The organism is Fulvivirga maritima (assembly GCF_021389955.1).
Classification (GTDB): domain Bacteria; phylum Bacteroidota; class Bacteroidia; order Cytophagales; family Cyclobacteriaceae; genus Fulvivirga; species Fulvivirga maritima.
In genome coordinates this window covers 488,198-512,356 of record NZ_CP089980.1, presented here as the reverse complement: position 1 = coordinate 512,356, position 24,159 = coordinate 488,198, and the positions used below count along the sequence as shown (strand labels likewise).

22 protein-coding genes are annotated in these 24,159 nt (G+C 38.5%); 11 read left to right on the top strand and 11 right to left on the bottom strand.

Features of this window, described 5'->3' with window-relative positions; genetic code table 11:
• Positions 1-59 precede the first annotated feature (59 nt).
• Both LVD15_RS02195 and LVD15_RS02190 read left to right on the top strand, forming a co-directional pair.
• Complete coding sequence (locus LVD15_RS02195; protein WP_233778656.1) at positions 60-1,610, top strand: GH3 family acyl-acid amido synthetase; 1,551 nt, start codon at positions 60-62, stop codon at positions 1,608-1,610.
• Positions 1,610-2,218 (top strand): LysE family translocator, encoded by a 609-nt coding sequence (locus LVD15_RS02190; RefSeq protein WP_233778655.1) that lies wholly within the window; start codon positions 1,610-1,612, stop codon positions 2,216-2,218. The genes LVD15_RS02195 and LVD15_RS02190 overlap by 1 nt, the downstream gene beginning before the upstream one ends.
• Here the strand turns inward: LVD15_RS02190 and LVD15_RS02185 are convergent.
• Genes LVD15_RS02185 through LVD15_RS02175 form a run of 3 tightly spaced genes read right to left on the bottom strand, consistent with a single transcriptional unit; the run spans position 2,215 to position 5,036 of the window.
• Positions 2,215-3,267: a vWA domain-containing protein gene (locus tag LVD15_RS02185; protein ID WP_233778654.1), complete on the bottom strand. Its 1,053-nt coding sequence runs from the start codon at positions 3,265-3,267 to the stop codon at positions 2,215-2,217. The genes LVD15_RS02190 and LVD15_RS02185 overlap by 4 nt on opposite strands.
• Positions 3,260-4,165: a hypothetical protein gene (locus LVD15_RS02180; protein ID WP_233778653.1), complete on the bottom strand. Its 906-nt coding sequence runs from the start codon at positions 4,163-4,165 to the stop codon at positions 3,260-3,262. The genes LVD15_RS02185 and LVD15_RS02180 overlap by 8 nt, the downstream gene beginning before the upstream one ends.
• Entirely contained in the window at positions 4,158-5,036 is an 879-nt protein-coding gene (locus LVD15_RS02175; protein ID WP_233778652.1) for a DUF58 domain-containing protein, read from the bottom strand. The genes LVD15_RS02180 and LVD15_RS02175 overlap by 8 nt, the downstream gene beginning before the upstream one ends.
• 152 nt (positions 5,037-5,188) lie before the next feature.
• On the opposite strand from LVD15_RS02175, the gene LVD15_RS02170 reads away from it, so the two are divergent.
• Together LVD15_RS02170 and LVD15_RS02165 are read left to right on the top strand one after the other, a co-directional pair.
• On the top strand, positions 5,189-5,614 hold the full coding sequence (locus LVD15_RS02170) for a DUF4296 domain-containing protein (RefSeq protein ID WP_233778651.1): 426 nt from the start codon (positions 5,189-5,191) through the stop codon (positions 5,612-5,614).
• Positions 5,615-5,616: 2 nt separating this feature from the next.
• Positions 5,617-8,001 carry an endonuclease MutS2 gene (locus LVD15_RS02165; protein ID WP_233778650.1) on the top strand — a complete coding sequence of 795 codons (2,385 nt, stop codon included), beginning with the start codon at positions 5,617-5,619 and terminating at the stop codon, positions 7,999-8,001.
• 55 nt (positions 8,002-8,056) lie between these two features.
• Here LVD15_RS02165 and LVD15_RS02160 read toward each other — a convergent pair whose 3' ends face one another.
• The 6 genes from LVD15_RS02160 to LVD15_RS02135 form a co-directional block, all read right to left on the bottom strand.
• Positions 8,057-8,485 carry a hypothetical protein gene (locus LVD15_RS02160; protein ID WP_233778649.1) on the bottom strand — a complete coding sequence of 143 codons (429 nt, stop codon included), beginning with the start codon at positions 8,483-8,485 and terminating at the stop codon, positions 8,057-8,059.
• Positions 8,486-8,596: 111 nt separating this feature from the next.
• Positions 8,597-9,226, bottom strand: coding sequence for an ABC transporter ATP-binding protein (locus LVD15_RS02155; protein ID WP_233778648.1), 630 nt, complete (start codon positions 9,224-9,226; stop codon positions 8,597-8,599).
• Between the two features lie 3 nt (positions 9,227-9,229).
• Positions 9,230-10,009: an acyl-ACP--UDP-N-acetylglucosamine O-acyltransferase gene (lpxA, locus tag LVD15_RS02150; RefSeq protein ID WP_233778647.1), complete on the bottom strand. Its 780-nt coding sequence runs from the start codon at positions 10,007-10,009 to the stop codon at positions 9,230-9,232.
• Positions 10,010-10,092: 83 nt separating this feature from the next.
• Positions 10,093-11,487, bottom strand: coding sequence for a bifunctional UDP-3-O-[3-hydroxymyristoyl] N-acetylglucosamine deacetylase/3-hydroxyacyl-ACP dehydratase (locus tag LVD15_RS02145; protein ID WP_202243982.1), 1,395 nt, complete (start codon positions 11,485-11,487; stop codon positions 10,093-10,095).
• On the bottom strand, positions 11,487-12,542 hold the full coding sequence (lpxD, locus tag LVD15_RS02140) for a UDP-3-O-(3-hydroxymyristoyl)glucosamine N-acyltransferase (protein ID WP_233778646.1): 1,056 nt from the start codon (positions 12,540-12,542) through the stop codon (positions 11,487-11,489). Before lpxD ends, LVD15_RS02145 begins: the two co-directional genes overlap by 1 nt.
• Positions 12,543-12,571: 29 nt before the next feature.
• The gene (locus LVD15_RS02135) at positions 12,572-13,801 is read right to left on the bottom strand and encodes an HD domain-containing protein (protein WP_233778645.1); all 1,230 of its coding nucleotides are present in this window, start codon (positions 13,799-13,801) and stop codon (positions 12,572-12,574) included.
• A 65-nt stretch (positions 13,802-13,866) separates the two neighbouring features.
• Here LVD15_RS02135 and porX point away from each other — a divergent pair, with 65 nt between their 5' ends.
• Genes porX through LVD15_RS02120 form a run of 3 tightly spaced genes read left to right on the top strand, consistent with a single transcriptional unit; the run spans position 13,867 to position 17,087 of the window.
• Positions 13,867-15,432 carry a T9SS response regulator signal transducer PorX gene (gene porX, locus LVD15_RS02130; RefSeq protein WP_233778644.1) on the top strand — a complete coding sequence of 522 codons (1,566 nt, stop codon included), beginning with the start codon at positions 13,867-13,869 and terminating at the stop codon, positions 15,430-15,432.
• On the top strand, positions 15,422-15,868 hold the full coding sequence (gene tsaE, locus LVD15_RS02125; RefSeq protein WP_233778643.1) for a tRNA (adenosine(37)-N6)-threonylcarbamoyltransferase complex ATPase subunit type 1 TsaE: 447 nt from the start codon (positions 15,422-15,424) through the stop codon (positions 15,866-15,868). Before porX ends, tsaE begins: the two co-directional genes overlap by 11 nt.
• A complete protein-coding gene (locus LVD15_RS02120) occupies positions 15,861-17,087 on the top strand; it encodes an alanine dehydrogenase (RefSeq protein WP_233778642.1) in 1,227 nt (408 codons plus the stop codon). Before tsaE ends, LVD15_RS02120 begins: the two co-directional genes overlap by 8 nt.
• A gap of 63 nt (positions 17,088-17,150) precedes the next feature.
• Here the strand turns inward: LVD15_RS02120 and LVD15_RS02115 are convergent, their stop codons facing one another.
• The gene (locus LVD15_RS02115) at positions 17,151-19,772 is read right to left on the bottom strand and encodes a valine--tRNA ligase (RefSeq protein ID WP_233778641.1); all 2,622 of its coding nucleotides are present in this window, start codon (positions 19,770-19,772) and stop codon (positions 17,151-17,153) included.
• A gap of 184 nt (positions 19,773-19,956) precedes the next feature.
• On the opposite strand from LVD15_RS02115, the gene fahA reads away from it, so the two are divergent.
• Both fahA and LVD15_RS02105 read left to right on the top strand, forming a co-directional pair.
• Positions 19,957-21,231 carry a fumarylacetoacetase gene (fahA, locus tag LVD15_RS02110; RefSeq protein WP_233778640.1) on the top strand — a complete coding sequence of 425 codons (1,275 nt, stop codon included), beginning with the start codon at positions 19,957-19,959 and terminating at the stop codon, positions 21,229-21,231.
• A gap of 9 nt (positions 21,232-21,240) precedes the next feature.
• Complete coding sequence (locus tag LVD15_RS02105) at positions 21,241-22,104, top strand: flavin reductase family protein (RefSeq protein WP_233778639.1); 864 nt, start codon at positions 21,241-21,243, stop codon at positions 22,102-22,104.
• Here the strand turns inward: LVD15_RS02105 and LVD15_RS02100 are convergent.
• A complete protein-coding gene (locus LVD15_RS02100) occupies positions 22,099-22,920 on the bottom strand; it encodes a universal stress protein (RefSeq protein WP_233778638.1) in 822 nt (273 codons plus the stop codon). The two genes, LVD15_RS02105 and LVD15_RS02100, sit on opposite strands and share 6 nt — an antisense overlap.
• A gap of 195 nt (positions 22,921-23,115) precedes the next feature.
• Here LVD15_RS02100 and LVD15_RS02095 point away from each other — a divergent pair, with 195 nt between their 5' ends.
• Together LVD15_RS02095 and LVD15_RS02090 are read left to right on the top strand one after the other, a co-directional pair.
• Entirely contained in the window at positions 23,116-23,619 is a 504-nt protein-coding gene (locus LVD15_RS02095) for a DUF2911 domain-containing protein (protein WP_233778637.1), read from the top strand.
• Positions 23,620-23,671: 52 nt separating this feature from the next.
• Positions 23,672-24,127, top strand: a complete 456-nt coding sequence (locus LVD15_RS02090) for an ATP-dependent zinc protease family protein (protein ID WP_233778636.1) — start codon at positions 23,672-23,674, stop codon at positions 24,125-24,127.
• Positions 24,128-24,159 lie beyond the last annotated feature (32 nt).

Below are 24,159 nucleotides of genomic sequence, written 5' to 3'. Positions count from 1 at the left end.
ATTTTAAATATCGATGCAAAAATTATATGGACAAAGTAAGAAATTTTAACTGAGAGCTTATGCCTATTTTGGGTACTTTATTAAAGAAAGGAATTCGAATCAGAGAGAGTCTTGACCAAGAATATTCGAATCCTTACGATTTGCAAAAGCAAGAACTCAAGAAGTTATTAATAACTGCCAGTCAGACCCAGTTTGGTAAATACTATAGCTTCGATAGAATATTAGAATCATATAAGGAATTAGATCCAAAGGCCTTTTTTCAACTTTTCAAAGAGTTAATCCCTATTCATAATTACAATAAAATGTATGATGACTGGTGGCGAATGGCTCAAGATGGAAAGTCAGACGTTTGCTGGCCGGGGAATGTCAAATATTTTGCTTTAAGTTCTGGTACTTCAGAGGCTTCTTCTAAATATATCCCTATTACCAGAGATATGAAAAAGGCCATACAGAAGACCAGTATAAGGCAAATTTTATCCCTTTCGAAGTATGATCTGCCGTCAGAAATTTTTCAGGGAGGCATTTTAATGTTGGGTGGCAGTACGCACCTAAATAATAGAGGAAGTTATTTTGAAGGAGATTTGAGTGGTATTCAGGCGGCACAATTGCCTTTTTGGTTTCAACATTTTTATAAGCCAGGTAAGCGTATTGCTCAAACTCGCGATTGGGAAGAGAAGCTAAATGAAATAGCTAAGAAGGCTAAGGACTGGAATATTAGCATTATAGTGGGAGTGCCAGCCTGGATTCAGATTCTCATGGAGAAAATACTGGACTATAATAAAGTAGATAACATCCATGAAATATGGCCCAACTTAACGGTATATGTACATGGAGGAGTGTCTTTTGATCCTTATAGAAAGGGATTTAGAAGGCTTCTGGGTAGAGATATTCATTATATAGAGACCTACCTTGCTTCGGAAGGTTTTATTGCTTTTCAGGGTAAGCCAGATACTCGCAACATGAAAATGGTGCTTAACAATGGTTCTTTTTATGAGTTTGTGCCTTTTGAAGAGCAAAATTTTGATGAGAATGGAGATATTCTTCCTTCTGCCCAAACGCTAATGATAGATGAAGTGGAAGAAGGCAAAGAATATGCTTTATTGCTATCATCTTGTGCAGGAGCCTGGAGGTATATGATAGGAGATGTGGTGAAGATAGTTTCTAAAGAAGAAGCTGAGATTGTGATAACAGGGCGTACCAAACACTTCCTCAGCTTGTGTGGTGAGCATATGTCGGTAGATAATATGAATAAGGCCATAGAAATGCTGGCCGATGAATTAAACATAACCATTCCTGAATTTACGGTATCCGGTATTCCGCATGGCACTTTGTTCGCTCATCATTGGTACATAGGTACAGATGATGCTATCAAGATCAGTGCCGATGAAGTAAGGGATAAGCTCGATGGATACCTGAAAGAGTTAAACGATGATTATAAAGTAGAAAGAAGTGCCGCTCTGCGAGATGTGTTTGTAGATGTGCTTCCGGTAAGTACTTTCTATAGGTGGATGGAGTCAAAAGGAAAAGTTGGAGGGCAAAATAAATTCCCTCGTGTCATTAAAAGTCATCAGTATGATGATTGGAAGGAATTTATTAAGGCAGATTTGTAATGTATATTGTCAATGGAGCATTGTTTGGTCTTTTGCTCATGGTGCTGGTTGGCCCGGTGTTTTTTACACTAATACAAACCAGCTTAGAAAAAGGCTTTAACAAGGCTATTTTAGTAGCTTTAGGTATTTTTTTTAGTGATGCCATGTTTATAGGCTTAGCTTATTTAGGGGTATCACAGTTTGTAAATAAGTCAGGATATAATGCCTGGATAGGATATATAGGAGGAGTGATTCTTACCATTTTTGGTATATACTATCTGGTGAAATTCCGAAGACCAGTAAACATGTCGGCCAAATCGGTATCTGTAAAAGGTACCTTCAGGTTTATTTTCAAAGGCTTTTTAATAAATGGCATAAGTCCTTTTGTACTCTTATTTTGGGTAGGAGCTATGAGTCTGGCTACAGTCAGGTATGGGTATCACGGTCATAAGCTGTTAGGCTTTTTCCTTACCATAATGATCATAGCGCTCTCAAGCGATATTATGAAAGCCTATTTAGCCGGTAAACTCAGGCGATTATTTACGCCAAGATTATTTAAAATATTGAATTTGGTAGTAGGCCTGGCCATGATTGGTTTCGGCATACATATGTTCATATTCAGTATTTAGTCTTGAAGCACGTTTGAGATAAAAGTAGATTTTAATAAAAGCCAAAGTAAAAAGAAACAAATAGCCCAGATGAGGTAATTCCTGTAAAAATCAGTGGTGTCCTTATATCTGGATTCTTTTATTTCGGCTTTTTCATACTTATCAATCAGGTCAAATACCTGCTGAAGGGCTTCATTATCAGATACTCTATAGAACTGTCCTTCGCCAATTTTGGCAATCTCACGCAGGGTGGTTTCATCCATGGTGTTTTCTATCATTCTAGGTCTACCAAAGAAGTCTTTACCGAAAGGAACTTTACCTTCTTTACCAATGGCTATAGAATAGATTTTTATATCATAAGCGGCAGCAAGTTTGGCTGCAGTGAGAGGATCTATATTCCCTGCAGTATTATCACCATCACTTAAGAGTATTACCACCTTAGATTTTGAGTCAGACTCACGCATACGGTTAGTGGCCACTGCCAGAGCACTACCTATAGCGGTACCTCTGTTCTCAATCATATCAAAGTTAATATCCTCTATGTATGACTTTAGTAGTTCATAGTCTGTAGTGAGGGGAGAGAGAGAGTAGGCATCTCCCGAAAAGATTACCATACCTATTCTGTCCTGAAAGCGGCCATCAATAAAGTCTTCAGCCACATTTTTTGCTGCTTCCAGACGGTTAGGTTTAAAGTCTTCTATTTGCATAGATTGAGAGATATCTACTACTAGCATAATATCAATACCCTCAGTCCATTGCTCTACTTTTTCATTAGTCTTTTGAGGTCTGGCCAGTGCTACTATTATTAGCGCTATAAAAGCTATAAATAATAAGTCAGGAAGTACCCTTACTAAGTTAGTAGGGTTAGATTTTATTTGACTTTTAGTAAGTGCTACCGGTAGCTTTTGGTTAAGGTAGTGCCTGATAACCCACCTGAGTATAATGAAAATAGGAATAGCCAATAGAGCATACAGTACCAATGGATTTTCCCAGGTGAAGTTGTTAAAAGTAGTAGTAGAAAACCATTTTAATGAGTACCATGGCATTTCCAGATTCGCATTACTAGTCATTTTTTACCTCCTCTACTTTTGCTGTGTACCTTTCATTAGAATATTTTTTCAGACTTGTATATGCAGGCATAAGTTCACCATGTGCTTTAGGATTATAAATGGCCATATCTAGTTGTGTCAGCGAGTCTTCTATGCCTTTAGGCTGGTATCTTTTAATAATTTCTTTTGTGGTAAGCTTAGTATATGGCTGTTTTTCTAATTGTTCCAGGTATCGCTTCCATATGATCAGTACTTTTTCTGCTTGCTTGCTGGTAGAGAGTGACTGATCAGTGACTACGCTATCATATTGCTGTACAAAGCTTTCATATGCCTTTTTAAGCCTCTTTATTTTAAAGAACTTCTTCACCTTGCCACCAAAAACAATAATGGAGATTATAGCTACTACTATGAATATTGCCAGCCCCACTATTAGATAAGGATAGTTAAAAGCAAATTCTACAGGCTTATAAGTAGTATTTTCCTTCAAAGGCAATTCTTCTACTGCCAGCGAGTCCGGAACTTCTTTTACCAGCTGTTGGAGTATTACTGAGTCAGTATTAGAATATATAGTGGTGCTATCATTTCCGTGCAGTGCGAATACTGGAAGCTTGAGTGTTTGTATACTGTCTATCTCAAAAGAAGTGAGGTAATAAACAGCACTATCATAGCTTATCAGGCTATCAGATTTTGTGGGGAAATATAGCTTATGATCTATCTCATAAGGAGAGAAATCATATAATGAATCAGGAAAAACCACATCAATGGATCGTGGGTGTTTCACAGATAAGGAGAAGCCAATGGGAGATCCAATCTTAATGGTATCTTCAAGAAACTGCCCCTGAGGGTTGATGTCTTGTGCCTTGATGGCTTGGCTTACAAAAAATAAAACTAATGTTAGACTTAAAATTCCTTTAAACACTCTTTACGGTTTTATTTCTTACTCTAAATAATTTAAGAAGCTTAGGAACATAATCTTCTTCAGTATCTACTGAAATGAAATTTATTTGATGCTTTTTAGCAAAAATAGATAGCTCCTCTTCGTTGTCAGCGTAGTTTTGTTTTATTCTGGATCTAAAATTACCAAAAGAGGTGTTTACCCAAATAGTTTTACGGCTTTCTTTCTCAAAAACTGGTACAATGCCCAATTTAGGCAGTCTGGTTTCTCTTTTGTCGGTAACTCTGATCATTACTACATCATGCTTCTTGGCCAGGCCTTTGAGATTATGCTGATACCCTTCATCTATAAAGTCTGAAATAAAAATCACTACACTTCTTTTTTTAACAGCATTGAGCGTCCATAATATGGCTTTGCTCAGATCAGTAAGATAAGAAGTAGGCTGTAGGTGGCTAAGGCTGCTAATGACTTCATAAGCTTGCTTGGGGCCTTTCCCTGGTCTTACATATTTTTCCTTTTGGTCAGAGAAACAGACGAGTCCTACCTGGCTGGCTTGCTTAATGGCAGCAAGTGAAAGTACTCCGCAGATCTCTTTGCTGATATCCACTTTTTGTTTGCCAGGGCTGCCTATTTCCTGAGATCCACTTACATCGAGTATAAAAAATACAGTTTGTTCTTTTTCTTCTTTAAAGGTTTTTACAAAGGTACCATGCCCTTTTGCGCTTACGTTCCAGTCAATAGTACGGATGTCATCACCATACTGGTAGGTGCGTACATCATCAAATTCTAACCCTGATCCTTTAAATATAGAATGAAAATCACCTTGCATCTGGCTATTGATAGCCTTCCTGATTTGTATTTCATACTTTCGTAGTTTTTTTATAAGGTGTTTCATTGGCCTAATTTTCGCTGTAAAACTGTTACAAATTTCACGAATATCTGCAATTTGCAAAAGCGTGAATTATTTAGCAGGGAAAAATATTGTATTAATGGATTTTTGCGTAGTTAAGATCACTTTTGCATACTGCGCAAATCAAAACTATTGACATGAGAACGAAAATTTTTATTATATGTTATCTTTTTTTGGTGAGTTGTTCGTCTAGCGATGACGTGCCTGAAGGGATTCTCGAAAAAGATGAGATGATATCAATTATGCTGGATATGTATCTTGCTGAAGGTAAGGTGAATAATCTGCGAATAACCAGAGATTCTTCCTTAGCCATCTTTAATGCTTATGAAAAGGCACTTTATGAAAAACATAACGTGTCAGATAGCGTATACCGAGAAAGTTTAACATATTATTATGATCATCCTATGCAGCTGGAGAAGGTGTATGAATCAGTGTTGGATAGTCTTAACCTAAAGCAGGAACGCCTCAAAGAGAAGAAGGAAGAGGAAGGAGAAGGCAAGGATAAGCCCAAAGAAGGTGATGCAGCTGATAAGGATGAAGAAAAGGATAAAAACAAGGAGTAAAAATGCTATATCCTAAGGAATTAGAGCAGAAAATAGGATTTGATAAAATAAGAGATTTCTTAAAGGAGAGATGCCTTTCTGATTTAGGAATTTCAATAGTAAATAAAATAGGGTATTCTACTGAGATAGATCAGGTAGAAAAATTGTTATTTCAGACGTCAGAGTTTCTAAGTATTCTTACCTCTGATGAGCCTTTCCCTACCAATTATTTTTATGATGTATCGTCATCATTAAAGGGTATAAGAGCTGAAGGCACATTTTTGACCGAAGATGAATTTTTAAGAGTAAATAATTCTCTTAAAACCATCGTGGCTTGTATTAGATTCTTCAGAAAAAGGGAGGAGTCATACCCATATTTATCATCTATGAATGGCCTGGTGAAATTTGATGAGACCATTATAGATGCCATAAGTCAGAAAATTGATGATGGTGGGTTTGTAAAGGATTCGGCTAGTGAAGGCCTGGCAGAGGTGCGCAGAAGCCTGAAAGGCAAGCATGCTCAGGTGAGAAGAGCCCTTGATTCCATTTATAAGAATGCCGTTAAAGATGGTTACGTGCCAGAAGGTGCTTCGCTTACAGTAAGAGATGGCCGTATGGTTATTCCTATTACCGCTGAGTATAAGCGTAGAATAAAGGGTTTTGTGCATGATGAATCCGCTACCGGCCAAACTGTTTACCTGGAGCCTTCTGAGGTTTTGGAAGGGAACAATGAGATCAGAGAGTTAGAAAATGCTGAGAAAAGAGAAGTAATAAAAGTATTAACTCGCCTGACTGACAGGCTGAGGGTGGATCTACAAAATATTAAAAGAGGATATCACTACCTGTCTTTAATAGATTTTATTAGAGCAAAAGCCAAGTTAGCTTATGACATGGAGGCGGTACGTCCTGAAATCACTAACAAGCCGTTTTTTGATTGGCGGGAGGCCAGGCACCCTATATTGCTGATGGCTTACCAGGCTAGTGGCAGAAAGGTGGAGCCTTTGAGTATTGTAATAAGTGAAGATCAACATTTTGTAGTCATTAGTGGTCCTAACGCCGGGGGTAAATCTGTGTGCCTTAAAACAGTGGCTCTTACGCAGTATATGTTGCAATGCGGCCTGTTGGTGCCCATTAGAGAGGATTCAAAAGCCGGTATTTACCAAGATATATTTATTGATATAGGTGATGAGCAGTCAATTGAGAATGACCTTAGTACGTATAGTTCCCACCTTTCTAATATGAAGTACTTTCTGCAACATGCAGATGATTCCTCTCTTTGTTTAATAGATGAATTTGGTACAGGTACAGATCCTCACTATGGAGGAGCCATCGCAGAGGGGATTCTAGATCAGCTGGTAGGAAAAAGAGCTAAGGGTGTAATTACCACTCACTATAGTAACATTAAGCACTATGCCGAAAATAAGGAGAAAGTGGTTAATGGTGCCATGAAGTATGATGTGGAAAACCTGGAGCCGCTATATCAATTGGAGATAGGTAAGCCTGGTAGTTCGTTTTCATTAGAAATAGCCAGAAAGATAGGCTTGGCTAATACTGTAACCAAGTATGCTCGCGAGGTAATTGGCAGAAAAGGTGTAGATGTAGATGACCTGATTTTGAAACTGGAAAAGCAGACTCAGGAGATACAAAGACGTGAGCAGGAGGCTTTAGATTTGGATAAAGAAGTAAAAAGCCTCAAAAGAAGGTATGATAAGCTGTATCAAGAGCTGGAAGATAATAAGAGGGATATTATTAATAAAGCCAAAAGAGATGCTGCTTCTTTACTTGCTACCACTAATAAGGAGATAGAAAAGACCATACGTCATATTAAGGAGAATAAGGCTGAGAAGAAGGAAACCATTAAGATGAGGAATCGTCTGGCGAACCTAAAAGAACAGGTAGATGTAAAGCCAGCAGTTTCTAAGCCCAAAATAGAAGTAGTGCCTGGCGAAATAGGCGTGGGAGATACCGTAAGGTTTATAGATAATCAGGTGACAGGAGAGGTGATAGATGTAAGAGGTAAAGATGTAGAAGTGAAAGTCGGCGACCTGAAAACGGTAGTGAAGAAGAAGCGGCTGGAGAAAATTTCTAAGGCTAAGGCCAGAGAAATTACCAGAAGCTATGGTAAGCCAGGTTCAGGCATGAATCTCAATCAAAAAGTAGCGGACTTTACCGGCACCCTAGATGTAAGAGGTAAGAGGGGAGAAGAAGTATTAGGTATGGTAGATAAGTTTATAGATGATGCCATGATAGCCAATAGCTCAGAAGTGAAAATTCTCCATGGTAAGGGCAATGGCATCTTGAAAGATTTGATCAGGAATCACTTGAAGGGCTCTAACGTGATTGAAAGCATTCATGATGAACACGTAGAGCGTGGTGGAGCCGGAATAAGTATAGTGACCTTAAAATAAAAAAAAGAGAGACTTAAATGGTCTCTCTTAATATATAGTTAGTAATTATCTAATCTTATCTTTCAAATGTAAATACCCAGGCACCTTCAACTTCTGCTGTTCTGGCATTATTGAAACCTTCTCCTGTGTATGCAAAGCTAAGTGTTAAAGCTTCATTAGTTACAGCATAGTTCATAGATTGAGATCCAAGAGTAATACTAGATGTTACTGGTGAACCAAAATCCCAAGATTCACTATTGCTAAAAGGTAGTAGATCAGGACCTCCACTTGTAGTATAATTACCATCAGTAAATGTAATGGTAAAGCCATCATAGTCTGTTCTGCGACTTCCATCGGTAGTTACACTAGTAGCAGTCCAGGTACCATTCAAAAGAGCAGTTTGAGTTTCTTCTTCAGAAGGACCTCCATCATCGCTTCCACATCCAATTATAGTTAAAAGTACAAAAAGGACTCCTGTCGATAGTAAATAAGATAATTTTTTCATTTAAGCTTCGATGTTTATTATTTTACGAGGTTGAAATATAGTAATAATTATTCTTTAATACATTAAAATGTCAATAAAGTGACCCTTCCATGTCAAAATGTTGTATTAAAGTTAAGACGTTTTGAAATTAGTCAGGGCTATTTCCTGGGGGCAGTAAGACTTATATTCCTCAGGTTGGTTGCTGGCAATGATCACTGATCTCTCTGTACTGATTACCTTCTTCATTTCTTCCTGGTACCAGGCAATACCTTGAGCATCAAGGTTTGAAGTTGGTTCGTCTAGCAGTATGTAATCGCTTTTGGTGTAGAACGCAAGGGCCAATTTTAGCCTTTGCTTCATGCCTGAAGAGAAATTCTGAACATATTTATTGGCTGATTTCTCCAGTAAAGCCACTTCCATTACTTCTTGTGGACTTATTCCTTTTTGAATATCTCTGAATTTAAAATGAAAATCAAGATGCTCAGCTAGTGAAAAGCCTTCAATGAGTTCCATATAAGGCGTAGCTACGGTAAAGGAAGCAAAGGCTTGTTCTGCAGGTATAATTTTGTCGCCTGCCTGGTAAATGATTTTACCTGTTGATGGCAAGTGGTAGCCGCTTAAAATAGTGAGAAGAGTAGACTTACCGCTGCCGTTATGGCCAGTAAGTGCATACCCTTTTCCTTGCTCAAAAGTATAGTTGAAGTCTTTAAATATCCATTCGTTGATATAACGTTTACCCAGCTTTTCAACGGATATTTGCATACATTAGTAGCTATACCCTTTCATTACTCCACGGTCAGAGTTTCTGATGAAGTTGATTATTTCATCTCTCTCTTTTGATGGAGGTAGTTCTAGCTCTACTAAATCTAAAGCTTTAGAGTTATTAAGACCTTTTAAGAATACATATCTGTATATCTCCTGGATCTCATTAATTTTCTCTGAAGTAAATTCTCTTCTTCTTAAGCCAATAGAATTGATGCCACAGTAAGTAAGAGGCTCACGTGCTGCTTTAGTGTAAGGAGGAACGTCTTTTCTTACCAAAGAGCCTCCACCTATGTAAGCATGAGATCCTATTCTTGTAAACTGCTGTACTGCGCAAGATCCACCAAAAATAACAAAGTCATCTATTATTACATGGCCTGCAAGCTGAGTAGAGTTTCCAAGTATACACTGGTCACCAATAATGCAGTCATGCCCGATATGAACATAAGCCATTATAAGGCAGTTAGCACCTACTTCTGTTTTGTATTTATCTACAGTACCTCTGTTTATGGTGGCACACTCTCTAATGGTAGTGTTATCACCAATAATAGTTACTGTTTCTTCTCCGGCAAATTTCAGATCCTGAGGGATAGCAGAAATTACAGCTCCGGGATATATTTTCACGTTCTTTCCTATCCTGGCTCCTTCAAAAATAGTTACGTTCGGGCCTATCCAGGAACCTTCTTCAATTACTACATTTTTATGTATAGTAGAAAAAGGTTCTATCACTACGTTCCTGGCTATTTTAGCCTGAGGATCTATATACGATAATGGTTGGTTCATATACTAAAAATCATTTAACCACGGTTATAAAACCTGTTGAGTTATATGAAAAGCAATTATGTAATACCTGTGAGGGTATTATCTTAACTGTCCTTTCTTACTATACTGGCAGTCATTGTTCCTTCGCACACAAGGGTGTTGCCTACATATGCCCTTCCAGACATTTTGGCGATTCCTCTTTTAATAGGAGCAAGCAGGTCACATTTAATTACCAGCGTATCCCCTGGTAACACCATCTTTCTGAATCGGAAATTTTCTATTCCCAAAAAGTAAGTCCAGTAGTTTTCTGGATCAGGAACAGTGTTAAGTACCAAAATACCACCTATCTGAGCCATAGCTTCTACCTGAAGTACTCCAGGCATAACAGGGTTTCCCGGGAAATGACCTAAGAAGTAATTCTCGTTAGTGGTAATATTTTTTACTCCAGATACACTCTCATCATCCAAATGAATAATCTTATCGATTAATAAAAATGGGAACCTATGAGGTAAGATGTTAGTGATTTGATTAATATCTAATACCGGAGGTAAGTTCGGATTATATTTAGGAACATTGTTTTTGCTAGAGCTTTGCATTGCTTTTTTAAGCTTTTTAGCAAAGGCTACGTTAGCGGCATGTCCTGGTCTGGCAGCAAGTATCTGAGCCTTGATGGGTCTTCCTGCTAGTGCTAAGTCACCCATAATGTCGAGTAGCTTGTGTCTTGCAGGTTCGTTTTTGTATCTAAGCTCTACATTATTTAAAATGCCTTCTTTTTTTACCTCTACCTTGGGCTTGTTGAATAGGCTGGCAATACTTTCCAGTTCTTCGTCTTTTACCACTCGGTCTACTACTACTATGGCATTATTTAAATCTCCACCTTTAATCAGATTATGCTTATGAAGCATTTCCAGCTCATGAAGGAAGCAGAATGTTCGGCATGAAGCAATCTCCTTTTCAAACTGGTTGATGTTGGTTAAAGAAGCATGTTGGCTACCTAATACAGGAGAGTTGTAATCGATCATTACAGTTACTCTGTAGTCATCTAGCGGTAATGCTGCTATTTCCACATCTCTTGAAGCATCTCTGTAGAATAGGCTGTCCTGAACTTCGTAAAAATCTCTTAAAGCATTTTGCTCTTCCGTTCCGGCTTCGTTAAGTATATCTACAAATTGCTTAGAGCTACCATCCATAATAGGAGGCTCAGGGCCATCTAACTGAATGAGAACATTATCTATTTCCAGACCTACAAGTGCGGCTAGTGTGTGCTCCACAGTATTTACTCTGGCACCACTTTGCTCTATGGTAGTTCCGCGAGATAAATCTACTACATTATCTACATCGGCATCTACTATAGGAGAACCCTCAAGGTCTACTCTTTGAAACTTTATTCCATGACCTGGCTTGGCGGGGAGGAAAGTCATGTTGGCCTGTACACCGGTATGTAAGCCAACGCCAGATAATGTTACTGATTTCTTAATTGTTTGCTGCTTGATATTCATTACTTTTCTTGAAATGTCGGCAAATTTAGTACTTTTTCTTCAAGTTGCTTTAATCTGACATTTAAATCCGGTAGATTTTTGAAAATAGCGTAAGTTTTGTAATAGTCTTTGTAATTGAAAGCAGGGCTTCCCATAAGCTGAGCGCCTTCTTCTTTGATGGTTTTACCCAATCCTGCTTGTGCACCTATTGAGGTTTTGTTCGCTAAGGTAATATGTCCTGCTATACCTACCTGGCCTGCTATTACACAGTTTTCGCCTACCTTGGTGGAGCCACTTACTCCTGTTTGGGCTGCTATAACGGTATTGTTACCTATTTCTACATTATGAGCTACCTGAATGAGGTTATCTAGTTTTACACCGTCACCTATTTTGGTGGCATCACCGTAGAAAGTAGCACAGTCTATTACTGTGTTAGCTCCAATGTCTACATTGTTACCTATAATTACATTGCCCATCTGTGGGATAGTTTTATAAGTGCCATCTTTCTGAGGAGCAAAGCCAAAACCGTCGCTACCAATTACAGTACCGGAATGTATAACGCAGTTAGATCCTACCTGAGTGTTAGCATATAGCTTTACACCTGCATTGATGATGGAATTGTCTCCAATTACCACATTATCACCAATGTAAGCATTAGGATAGATTTTTACATTGTTACCTAATTTCACGTTATTTCCAATGTAGGAAAACGCACCTCGGTATATATCTTCGCCTACAGAGCTGTTTTCTCCTATGAAAGAAGGTTGTTCTACGCCAGTTTTTTGGAAACTGATGAACTTATGGTATTCTTCTAATAAGACTGTAAAGCAGCTGTATGGATCATCTACCAGGATTAAGGTAGATTTTATTTCTTTTTTTGGTTGAAAACCTTTCTTTGTGATTACTGCACTAGCGTTTGTAGAGTAGAGAAAGTGTTCGTATTTAGGATTAGAAATGAAAGATATTTCGCCTTCTTTTGCATTCTCAATTTTGGCCAGCATGCTTATTTCCACACTGCCATCTCCTACCACTTCGCCCTCTAAAAGTGACGCAATCTGATCGACCGTAAACTTCATTTAAATGAGATAGAATGGTTAATTTCTTTTTACAAAGATACATTTTTAGGGCAGCATAGGTAGTATTTTTTGACAATTTTACTCATAGCCTTAATATTAGGTAAATCTGCTGCCTCAGCTATGTCTATTACCTTCCCTTTTTTTGTTAAAATATTGATAGTCTGCCCGCCGGCTATGTATGCTTTATTAGTTACTTCACCATGAGCAAAGAAGTACCTGCTGTCTGTTCTGAGTACATTATATTCCTCTGCTATATGATTTCTCAAAGATTTTAACTCTTCTTTACTTAAAGGATCATTAGTAAGTTTTATCTTAAAAAGCTTCCTGCCAAGTAAGAACTGACTCAAGGTGCTCAGTATTTTGTCATCATGGTTTTGCCATACTTTTATAGCTCCCCAAATGTCATAATCATCTAGCTGCCCGAAGGTGGTTAAAAGGCTGTCGTTATTCTGAAAATCCTCCAGCGTATATTCATTCATGAGAAAGTGCTTGAGGGCAGGGGTAGCAAATACTTCCTGATCGCTCGTGGCTAAATCTTTAGCTCTGATAATCATATTAATGAGCATTTTCTCTGCACTAACAGAAGCCTTATGCAGGTACACCTGCCAGTACATGAGCCTTCTGGCATTAAGGAAGTTTTCTATACTATAGATGCCTTTTTCTTCTACCACTATTTGGTCATCTACCACGGTGAGCATGCTTATAATCCGCTCCAGGCCGATGGCTCCTTCAGAAACACCAGTAAAAAAGCTATCTCTCTTTAGGTAATCCAGCCTGTCCATGTCCAGCTGGCTGCTCACCAACTGATGAAGAAATTTTCTGTGATAAGTGTTTTGAAATATTTTGATGGCCATGGATAGCTTATTATCAAAAACCTCATTTAAATATTTCATAAACAAAAATGAAATACTTTCATGCTGTATGCCTGGCAGTAAGCTAAACTCCAGTGCGTGAGAAAACGGTCCGTGGCCCATGTCATGAAGTAAGATAGCGATAAGAGCCGCTTCATATTCTTCATCTGATATTTCTATTCCTTTGCTTTTAAGGCTCTCCAGCGTTCTGGTCATCAGGTGCATGGCGCCTATGGCATGATGAAATCGGGTATGTAATGCGCCCGGATAAACCAGGCCTGTAAGTCCTAATTGCTTTATTCTTCTTAACCTCTGAAAAACAGGGTGTTCTATAATATCGAACACCAACTCACTTTTTATGTTAATAAATCCGTAGACAGGATCGTTGAAAATTTTCTTTTTATTCAATCTAATCTGATTTTATTGCGTTACGATTGTATAAGAAGTTTTTAATTAGAGTAAAAAACCAATATATGCAAAGATATAATATTTTGTGGGCTGATGACGAGATCGATTTATTAAAGCCACACATACTTTTTTTAGAGAACAAAGGGTACGATGTTACACCAGTGAATAGTGGAGCCGATGCTATAGAAAAATGTGAGGAAAGCCACTATGATGTAGTGTTTCTTGATGAAAATATGCCTGGAATGACAGGGCTGGAAACACTGACTCAAATAAAAAGTATGAGGCCAAACTTGCCGGTAGTTATGATTACCAAAAGTGAGGAAGAATTGATCATGGAAGAAGCTATTGGTGCCAAAATCGCTGATTACCTGATTAAACCTTTAAATCCTAGTCAGATTCTTATTTCGGTAAAAAGAATACTGGATAATAAACGTCTGATAACAGAGAAGACTAACCTAACCTACCAGCAGGAGTTTAGAAATATTAGTATGGCTTTTGGAGATGATCTTAACCATGCTGAGTGGGCAGAAATATATAAAAAGCTTATTTATTGGGAGTTAGAGATAGATAAGACCGAAAATAAAAGCATGGCAGAAGTGCTTTTTACTCAAAAGGAAGAAGCTAATAACCAATTTACCCGTTTTATTAAAGAGGAGTATGAGTCATGGCTTAATGATCCTGAATCTGATAAACCTTTGCTTTCGCACTTATTAATGAAGAAGAAAGTGTTCCCTAAGTTAGATGATGGTAAGCCTTTGTTCTTTTTAGTGATAGATAACCTTAGATATGATCAGTGGAAGGTTATAGAACCTGCCATTCATGAGCATTTTACTATTGAAGAAGAGGATACATATTACTCAATATTACCTACGACGACTGCCTATTCCAGAAATGCTATTTTCTCAGGAATGCTGCCTGCAGAAATGGCTCAGAAGCACAAGGATCTTTGGGTAGGAGAAGATGTGGAAGAAGGAAAGAATAACTACGAAGACCAGTTTTTAGAAAGACAGCTGAGAAGAAACAATCTGGATATTAAGTTTAGCTATCATAAAATAAAACAGATCAGTGAAGGAAAGCAGCTGGTAGATAATATCAGAAACCTGATGAATAATCAGCTCAATGTGATTGTTTATAATTTTGTAGACATGCTCTCTCATGCCCGTACTGATATGGCTATGATCAGGGAGCTTGCCCCTGATGAGTCTGCTTATCGTTCTATTACTAAATCATGGATAGAGCATTCACCTCTTATAGAAGCCATTAGAAATATTGCTGAAGCCGGCGGAAGGCTGATGATTACTACAGATCATGGTACTATCAGGGTAAAAAGGCCTTTTAAAATTGTGGGTGATCGTAATACAAATACTAACCTTAGATATAAACAAGGTAAAAATTTAGGCTATGATAGTGGAGATAAAATAATGGAAGCATTTAAGCCTGAACGCTTGCACTTACCTAAAATTAATGTCTCTTCTACCTATGTATTTGCTACAGAAGATCAATTCTTTGCTTATCCTAATAACTATAATTATTATGTGAATTACTACAAGGATACCTTTCAGCACGGAGGAGTATCGATGGAGGAAATGATTATTCCGATTATTTCACTAAATTCGAAGTATGGTTCATAAAATCTCGCCAGGACTTAGTATTACTTACTCAAGTCTGGCAGAAATAAAAGTAGTGGCAAAGCAGATTATTGACTTTGCCGGAGATGATAAGGTGTGGATTTTTGACGGAGAAATGGGAGCTGGGAAAACCACCTTAATAAAGGCTATTTGTGATCAATTAGGAGTTGAAGATGTGGTAAATAGCCCTACTTATGCTATAGTTAATGAATATAATAATGATGAAGGGGAAACCCTTTATCATTTTGATTTTTATCGTTTGGATGATCAGGAAGAGGCAATGGAAATAGGAGCCACAGAATATTTTTACTCTGGAGATTATTGCTTTATAGAATGGCCTTCTAAAGTAAGTGATCTCTTACCTGATGAGTTATTAAAAATAGATATTAGCATTACTGAAGATAACAGCAGGTTAATTGAAGTAACCAGGTATGAGTAAGAAAGAACATATGGGTTTTGCTGAGCTGGTAAAGGAGTCTAGCTTATCTCCCGAGGAAAAATTAATGCCCGTAAAGAAAAATATGCATTCCTTTTTTTTAGGTCTTCCTAATGAAATTTCACTACAAGAAAGGCGCATAACCTTAACTCCTGACTCTGTAGCCCTTTTGGTTAACAATGGTCATGAAGTATGGGTGGAAACTAAGGCAGGTCTTGGTTCCAAATTTTCTGATAAGGACTATAGCGATGCCGGAGCTAAAATAGTTTATTCTGCGGAAGAGGTCTATAAGGCAGAGGCGATACTTAAAATAGAGCCCCCAACACTGGAAGAGATAGAGATGATGAAACCCCGGCAGGTGCTTATTTCTGCTATTCAAATGGGAAGTCAGTCAGCAGAATATATAAAAGCCTTAAACGCAAAGCAGATCACCGCGCTGGCCTTTGAATTTATAGAAGATAAAGTAGGAGGCATGCCTATTATCAGAGCTATGAGTGAAATAGCAGGTAATACGGTGATGTCTATAGCAGCAGAATATTTGAGCAGTAGCAGTGGTGGTAAAGGCGTAATCATGGGTGGTATTACCGGAGTACCGCCTACAAAAGTAGTGATACTTGGCGCCGGTACTGTGGCCGAATATGCTGCCCGCGCCACCATAGGCCTGGGAGCCGATGTAGAGATTTTCGATAATCATATTTATAAACTGAGAAGAATTAAGCAGGCACTAGGCCGGCAGCTATATACTTCTACCATTGATTCTGCTACTTTAGCTCGCAGTTTAAAGCAGGCTGATGTGGTGATAGGTGCCTTAAGGCCAGAAAAAGGAAGAAACAGATATGTGGTTACTGAAGAGATGGTAGCAGAAATGAAGCCTGATTCAGTAATTATAGACCTTTCTATAGATCAAGGTGGATGCTTTGAAACTTCAGAGCAAACCAGCCTGAAGAATCCTGTATTTAGAAAGTATGATGTTATTCACTATTGTGTTCCTAACATAGCCTCCAGAGTGGCTTTTACAGCTACTACGGCATTGAGTAATATATTTACCCCTACTATTTTACGAGCAGCAGAAGAAGGCGGCATGGAAGATATGATCTTTGCTCATAAATGGTTTATGAGAGGGGTTTATGCGTATAAAGGCAGCCTTACCAATGAACATATTGCTCGAAAATTTCATATGAAACATAAAGATCTGGGGCTGCTCATGGCAGCCAGGTTTTAAGCTATAAAAAAAGCCTGATTCAAATTTTGAATCAGGCTTTTTTGTGTTTTTTAGGACTAACTCTTATCCAAGATTAGCCAAGCTCTCTTCCAAAACTTTAATCTTGGCTTCAGCATCGGCTTTTTTCTTCTGCTCCATAGCCACTACCTGCTCTGGGGCATTGTTAACAAACCTTTCATTGCTCAGCTTTTTATCTACAGATTTTAAGAAGCCTTTGGTATATTCCAGCTCTTTCTGAAGTTCTTCTTTCTCTTTTTCTACATCTATAGATCCTGATACTGGTATAAAGAATTCATCGGCCTTTACTACAAAAGTCAGAGCCCCTTCTACGCTATCAGTTACTTGTTCTACACTGCTAACATTAGCCAGTTTTTGAATAATGAACTGGAAGTTTTTTAGCGTATCAAATTTCTCTGATTTTACTTTTAATTCCAGAGCTTCTTTGAATGAGATCTGCTTGGTAGTTCTGATATTTCTAACGTTAGTAACTACTTCAAAAGCTAAAGCCGCATCACTTAACAGTTGCTCGTCAATGGCTTCTGCTTTTGGCCATTCTGCTACAATAAGGCAATCTTTTTCATCTCTTTCTCTTAGCTCATGCCATAATTCTTCAGAAAGGAATGGCATAAACGGATGAAGAATTTTCATCAATTGCTCGTTGAAAATAATGGTTTGCTCTAAAGTTTTAGCATCAATAGGTTGGCCAAACTCAGGCTTAATCATTTCTAAATACCATGAGCAGTAATCATCCCATATCAGTTTGTATATGCTCATTAATGCATCAGAAATACGGAATTTGCTGAAATGATCTTCTACCTCAGTTACCGTTTGGTTAAATCTGGATTTAAACCATTTTATGGCTGTTTCATTGGCAGCACCATCCAGGTTTTCATCTACTTCCCAACCTTGAACTAAACGGAAGGCATTCCATATTTTGTTAGAGAAGTTTCTTCCCTGCTCACAAAGTTTCTCGTCAAACAATAAGTCGTTTCCTGCAGGTGAGCTGAAAAGCATTCCAGTTCTCACACCGTCCGCACCATATTGTTTTATCAGGTCAAGAGGATCAGGAGAGTTGCCTAATGATTTAGACATTTTTCTTCTCTGCTTATCTCTTACTATACCAGTGAGGTACACGTTTTTGAAAGGTTTTTCTCCTCTATATTCATATCCTGCTATGATCATTCTGGCTACCCAGAAGAACAAGATCTCGGGCGCTGTTACCAGATCATTAGTAGGATAGTAGTAGTTAATATCTTCGTTATCAGGATTGTTTAATCCATCAAAAACTGACATTGGCCATAGCCATGAAGAGAACCAGGTGTCTAGCACATCTTCGTCTTGCGTAAGCTGGTCTATGGTAATGCTACTATCTTTTTCTTGTGCTTTAGCAAGTGCTTCCTCTTTAGTTTTGGCTACTACATAGCTTCCATTAGGCAGGTAAAAAGCAGGAATTTGATGTCCCCACCATAGCTGTCTGGAAATACACCAGTCATGCACGTTCTCCATCCAGTGCCTGTAAGTATTCTTGAACTTAGGCGGTATCAGCTGGATTTCATCATTCATCACATTTTCTAAAGCCGGCTTAGTGATGTCTTCCATTTTTAAGAACCACTGTGTAGAAAGCTTAGGCTCAATAACAGCATCAGTTCTTTCAGAAAAACCTACGCTATTAGTATAGTCTTCTATTTTGTTGAGCTGACCAATGGCATCAAGTTCTTTTGCTATTTTCTTTCTTACCACAAAGCGATCTTCGCCAACAAACATCTGAGCGGCTTCATTGAGCGTACCATCATCATTAAGAATGTCGATAGACTCCAGATTATGCTTTATACCCAACTCATAGTCATTAATGTCATGGGCAGGCGTTACTTTTAAGCAACCTGTACCAAACTCAACTGATACATATTCATCTTCAATGATCGGAATAGATCTGTTTATTAAGGGAACCAGAGCCCTTTTCCCTTTTAGATGAGCGTATCTTTCATCATTAGGGTTAATGCATATAGCAGAGTCTCCTAAAATAGTCTCAGGTCTGGTGGTAGCGATAGTTACATAAGTATCTTCGCCTTCAATTTTATAGTTTACATAGTACAGTTTTGATTGTACTTCTTTATGGATTACCTCGTCATCAGAAAGCGCTGTTTTTCCTTGAGGATCCCAGTTTACCATGCGCACCCCTCTGTAAATAAGGCCTTTGTTATAAAGGTCTATAAATACGTCTATCACAGACTCAGAGAGAGACTCTTCCATAGTGAAGCGCGTTCTGTCCCAGTCACAAGAAGCTCCTAATTTTTTAAGCTGTTCCAGAATGATGCCGCCGTACTTGTCAGTCCATTCCCAGGCATGCTTAAGAAACTCTTCGCGGGTAAGGTCTTTTTTGTTTATGCCTTTTTCTTTCAACATGGCCACCACTTTAGCTTCTGTAGCTATGGAGGCGTGGTCAGTTCCTGGCACCCAGCATGCTTCTTTTCCTTCCATTCGGGCCTTTCTTATCAAAACATCCTGAATGGTATTATTTAGCATGTGACCCATGTGCAATACACCGGTGACGTTAGGAGGAGGTATTACTATGGTGTAAGGCTCCTTGTCAGGGTTGGGCTCTGAGTGAAAAAAACCATGGTCCATCCAATACTGGTACCATTTTTCTTCTACTGCCGATGGATCATACTTTGTTGAAAGCGACATTCTAAATTCTAGATTTTTGGTTAAGAACGCAAAAATAGGAAAATGCCTCGCAATTTTTAACATAAAATGAAAGGTTAAACATACAGCGGCTGCTCAGGTTTACTCTATGATTTTGTAAATACATTTTTGAAGCACTATATTGTTTAATGGATAAAGGACGCTTCTGATGAAAAATGCTACTGGAATGAATATAAAAGCGAATGATCCTTCATTGAAGAGTTGGGTAATGGTTTCTGCTGAATCTGATTTTCCTATTCAAAATTTACCCTTTGGTGTTTTTAAGACTGACTACCTCACCGCAGGTGCAGGCGTGGCTATCGGAGAATACATATTGGATCTTACCTACCTTCATGAAAATGGATTTTTAGACGGGCTGGGATTACCCTCAGGGGTTTTTAATCAGCAATATCTGAATAGTTTTATAGGCTTAGGGAAGAAAATTACCAGAAAGGTGAGAAACAGAATCTCAGAATTGCTCAATAGAGAAAATGAAGAGCTACGAGATAACAAGCCTGCCCGGGAGTTGGCGCTGATCCCCATTAAAGAGGCGGTGATGTTGATGCCGGTAAACATCCCCAATTACACCGATTTTTATAGTAATGAACATCATGCTACTCATGTAGGGGAAATGTTTAGAGATAAAGAAAATGCACTAATGCCTAATTGGAAGCATTTGCCGGTGGGCTATCATGGTAGGGCTTCATCTATAGTGCCATCGGGAGCTAATATACATAGACCAAAAGGGCAGTTGAAACCTCAGGGAGCTGATAAGCCACTCTTCGGTACTTCTAAAAGACTGGATTTTGAGCTGGAAATGGCGTTTATTACCTGTAAAGAAAATGGGATGGGAAATCCCGTAAGCACAGTGGAGGCTGATGAGTATATATTTGGCTTCGTATTATTTAATGACTGGTCAGCCCGAGATATTCAATTTTGGGAGTATGTGCCATTGGGTCCCTTTCTGGCTAAAAGTTTTGCGTCATCCATCTCTCCCTGGGTGGTAACAGCTGATGCTTTGGAGCCTTTTAGAACCAAAGGACCGGAACAAATACCTGAAGTACTTCCTTATTTACAGTATGCCGGAGATAAAAACTATGATATAGACCTTGAAGTTTATCTTCAGCCAGAAGGCGAAGAAGAAAATCTTATTTGCTCTACTAATTTTAAATATATGTATTGGAATGCCAATCAGCAGCTGGCCCACCAAACGGTGAATGGATGCAATTTGAAGGTGGGAGATATGTATGCCTCAGGTACTATTAGTGGTGCAGAGCCGGGCAGTTATGGTTCTATGCTGGAGCTTTCCTGGAAAGGAACGAAGCCTCTTAAATTAAAAAACGGTGAAGAAAGAAAGTTTTTAGAAGATGGGGATGCCGTAATAATGAAGGGATGCTGTAAGAAGAATGGTGTTAGGCTGGGGTTTGGAGAGCTCAGGAATAGAATTTTACCAGGTAAATAATAATAGGGAATGATAATAGATCCGAATAAAGTAGAGTTAAGCACATTACACTCTGCGTTGGTGGGAGCGGTGGCGCCAAGACCAATAGCCTTTGCCAGCACCGTAGATAAGCAAGGAAATGTTAATCTAAGTCCTTTTAGTTATTTCAATATTTTCAGTGTTAATCCTCCAGTATTAATATTTGCTCCTGCCAGAAGGGGCCGGGATAATACTACAAAAGATACGCATGAAAATGTGCTGGAAGTACCAGAAGTGGTTATAAGCACGGTTAATTATCCTATTGTAGAACAGATGTCGCTTACTAGCACTGAATATGATAAAGGGGTAAATGAGTTTGTGAAATCGGGTCTTACGCCAGTGGCATCAGAAAAAGTGAAGCCGCCAAGGGTGGCGGAATCGCCAGTGGCCTTTGAGTGTAAGGTTAATAAAGTACAGCCGTTAGGAGATCAGGGTGGTGCAGGTATACTGGTAATTTGTGAGGTGCTTCTGGTTCATGTTAAAGATTCTGTTTTAAATGAAAATCAGGTAATAGATCCTTACAAACTGGATGCTGTGGCTCGCATGGGGGCAAACTGGTATACCAGGGCTCAGGGAGATGCTATTTTTGAAGTGCCCAAGCCGCTACGTAAATTAGGTGTAGGAGTAGATCAGATACCTGAGTCAATAAGAAATAGTGACGTGCTTACCGGCAATGACCTGGGGAGGCTGGGTAATGTAGAAGTACTGCCATCGGCAGATGAAGTTCAAGCCTTTGCGAAAACGCAAAACCTAAAAGCAAATATTACGGAACTGCACCAGCAAGCCAGGCAACACCTCGAAAAAGGCGAGGTGCTGGAAGCCTGGAAAGTGCTTTTATATGCTGATAGTTTATAAAACTACTACAGGTATAGAAGTGTGAGATACTATTTTCTTAGCTACACTACTATGAAATAATGAGGCAAAGAAATTACGATCTTTGTGCACAGCAAATAAAATGTCAATATCATTATTGATTGAAAAATCCAATAGGGCATCATCTATATCTCCCTGCAGCCAGTAGACTTCAGCATTTTTGTCTATTGATTCAGCAAAAGAGTCGATGGAACCTTTCTTTTTATCGGCTACATACACTACTGATACTTCAGCAGAAAAGAGCGTACTTACTTCATCCAGAAAAGTCAGCTTTTCAGCAGCAGGTATATTATCAGGATCTACTGCTATAGCTATTCTTTTGGGCGTTTCATAGCTTTTTACATCGTATGGCACTACCCATAATGGAGTAGAATCAGTGTTGCCCACCATATTTGCAGTGGTAGATCCTCCCAGAAATTCTTCCCAACCGCTTGCACCATGAGTTCCCATAATAATCACATCAATAGGATTATCTTCTGTGTAGAGCTCAATGGCGGTTATAAGCACGCCGGGTGAGCTAATGGTTTTATAAGGAATATCATTTAGCTCTTTAAACTCAGCGTTTAGCTCGCTGAGTTCATCTTCAGTGATTTCTTTAAACTCAGTGAGTGCAATAGGGTATATGCCCGTGGTGGCGTCAGCAGTGGTGGTTTCCATAGCCACATTATAGCTCTTCAGTATGGTGAGCTGACCACTTACAAGCTTTGTGAGTACTATAGCATATTGCAGTGCGTTTTTAGACTGAGGAGAACCATCATATGGGATTAATATGTTTTTTATAGGAGTTACAGTAGTCATAGCGTTATTTTTTTAAGTTACTAAATTGTAAAAAAGATGCTATTTTTTCATAACCTTTTAAGGTATGCACCGTTTATATTATTGGTTTACAGGTTGAAATAATGAAAGTTAAAGAGGTTGGTGTCTTCGGGCGTCAACCTTTTTTTATTTTAACAATTTTTAGAATCCTTCTGTTAGTTTTTAAATGAATTTTATATGAAAAGAATTGTTACAGTTTTTATAGTGATGCTCTTCAGTGCTACTGCATTGATGGCTCAAAAGAAGATGAAGAGCCCCGCAGCTACTGCTAAAGGAGAGATTGATGGCGTAAATATAGAAGTGAAATATCACCAGCCATCAGCCAAGGGCAGAAAAGTAATGGGCAAACTGGTTCCTTATGGAAAAGTGTGGAGAACAGGAGCTAATAATGCTACTACCATCACTTTTGATAAGGATGTAAAAGTAGAAGGAAAAAGTTTGAATAAAGGAACTTACTCGCTGTTTACTATTCCGGGAGAAAACGAATGGATAGTCATATTTAATAGTAACGCCAACCAATGGGGGGCCTATAACTATGATGAGTCTCAGGACGTACTGCGTGTAAACGTAAAACCAGAGGCCCTAAGTGCTCCCGTAGAAGCCTTTACTATAGAGGTAGAACCATCTGATGTCGCCCTAAGTTGGGAGAATACAAAGGTGAAGTTCAAGGTGAGTGAGTAGTAGTTTTTTATAATAACTTTTTAAATTTCGAAAGAAATTTTACTGTACATCAATGGCTGAAAAAATATTAATCGGCAGAAATGATAAAATTGATTTGCCAAAGCTAGATTTGTACGATCTGGATGCTAAAATAGATACAGGAGCCTTTACCTCTGCTATTCATTATCACCATGCAGAAATAGTAGAAAGAGACGGGCGCCGGGTATTGCATTTCACATTACTGGATCCTACACACCCTGACTACAATGGAAAAAGTTTTTACTTCGAGCAGTTCGAAGAAAGAGAAATAAAAAACTCTTTTGGAGACTCTGAGAAGAGGTTTATTATAACCACCGTAATTCACATGTTTGGTAAAGACTTTATAACAGAATTTTCTCTGAGTAACAGAGGTAATTTGAAGTTTCCTATTCTGTTGGGGCGTAAATTATTAAAAAAGGGCTTTGTTGTAGATGTAGCTCATCACAACTTGTCATTTAAAAGTAAACAAAAGAAAAACAAAATAAGCTAAGGCTGAATCTTCAAAATTTAAAAATCGCCAAA

Coding starts and splice junctions, on each gene's coding strand:
- tsaE (WP_233778643.1), top strand. CDS start 15,422: ATGGTTCATAAAATCTCGCCAGGACTTAGTATTACTTACTCAAGTCTG.
- LVD15_RS02190 (WP_233778655.1), top strand. CDS start 1,610: ATGTATATTGTCAATGGAGCATTGTTTGGTCTTTTGCTCATGGTGCTG.
- fahA (WP_233778640.1), top strand. CDS start 19,957: ATGAATATAAAAGCGAATGATCCTTCATTGAAGAGTTGGGTAATGGTT.
- LVD15_RS02100 (WP_233778638.1), bottom strand. CDS start 22,920: ATGACTACTGTAACTCCTATAAAAAACATATTAATCCCATATGATGGT.
- lpxA (WP_233778647.1), bottom strand. CDS start 10,009: ATGAACCAACCATTATCGTATATAGATCCTCAGGCTAAAATAGCCAGG.
- LVD15_RS02095 (WP_233778637.1), top strand. CDS start 23,116: ATGAAAAGAATTGTTACAGTTTTTATAGTGATGCTCTTCAGTGCTACT.
- LVD15_RS02120 (WP_233778642.1), top strand. CDS start 15,861: ATGAGTAAGAAAGAACATATGGGTTTTGCTGAGCTGGTAAAGGAGTCT.
- LVD15_RS02115 (WP_233778641.1), bottom strand. CDS start 19,772: ATGTCGCTTTCAACAAAGTATGATCCATCGGCAGTAGAAGAAAAATGG.
- LVD15_RS02170 (WP_233778651.1), top strand. CDS start 5,189: ATGAGAACGAAAATTTTTATTATATGTTATCTTTTTTTGGTGAGTTGT.
- LVD15_RS02195 (WP_233778656.1), top strand. CDS start 60: ATGCCTATTTTGGGTACTTTATTAAAGAAAGGAATTCGAATCAGAGAG.
- LVD15_RS02185 (WP_233778654.1), bottom strand. CDS start 3,267: ATGACTAGTAATGCGAATCTGGAAATGCCATGGTACTCATTAAAATGG.
- LVD15_RS02090 (WP_233778636.1), top strand. CDS start 23,672: ATGGCTGAAAAAATATTAATCGGCAGAAATGATAAAATTGATTTGCCA.
- LVD15_RS02175 (WP_233778652.1), bottom strand. CDS start 5,036: ATGAAACACCTTATAAAAAAACTACGAAAGTATGAAATACAAATCAGG.
- porX (WP_233778644.1), top strand. CDS start 13,867: ATGCAAAGATATAATATTTTGTGGGCTGATGACGAGATCGATTTATTA.
- LVD15_RS02105 (WP_233778639.1), top strand. CDS start 21,241: ATGATAATAGATCCGAATAAAGTAGAGTTAAGCACATTACACTCTGCG.
- lpxD (WP_233778646.1), bottom strand. CDS start 12,542: ATGAAGTTTACGGTCGATCAGATTGCGTCACTTTTAGAGGGCGAAGTG.
- LVD15_RS02165 (WP_233778650.1), top strand. CDS start 5,617: ATGCTATATCCTAAGGAATTAGAGCAGAAAATAGGATTTGATAAAATA.
- LVD15_RS02160 (WP_233778649.1), bottom strand. CDS start 8,485: ATGAAAAAATTATCTTATTTACTATCGACAGGAGTCCTTTTTGTACTT.
- LVD15_RS02155 (WP_233778648.1), bottom strand. CDS start 9,226: ATGCAAATATCCGTTGAAAAGCTGGGTAAACGTTATATCAACGAATGG.
- LVD15_RS02145 (WP_202243982.1), bottom strand. CDS start 11,487: ATGAATATCAAGCAGCAAACAATTAAGAAATCAGTAACATTATCTGGC.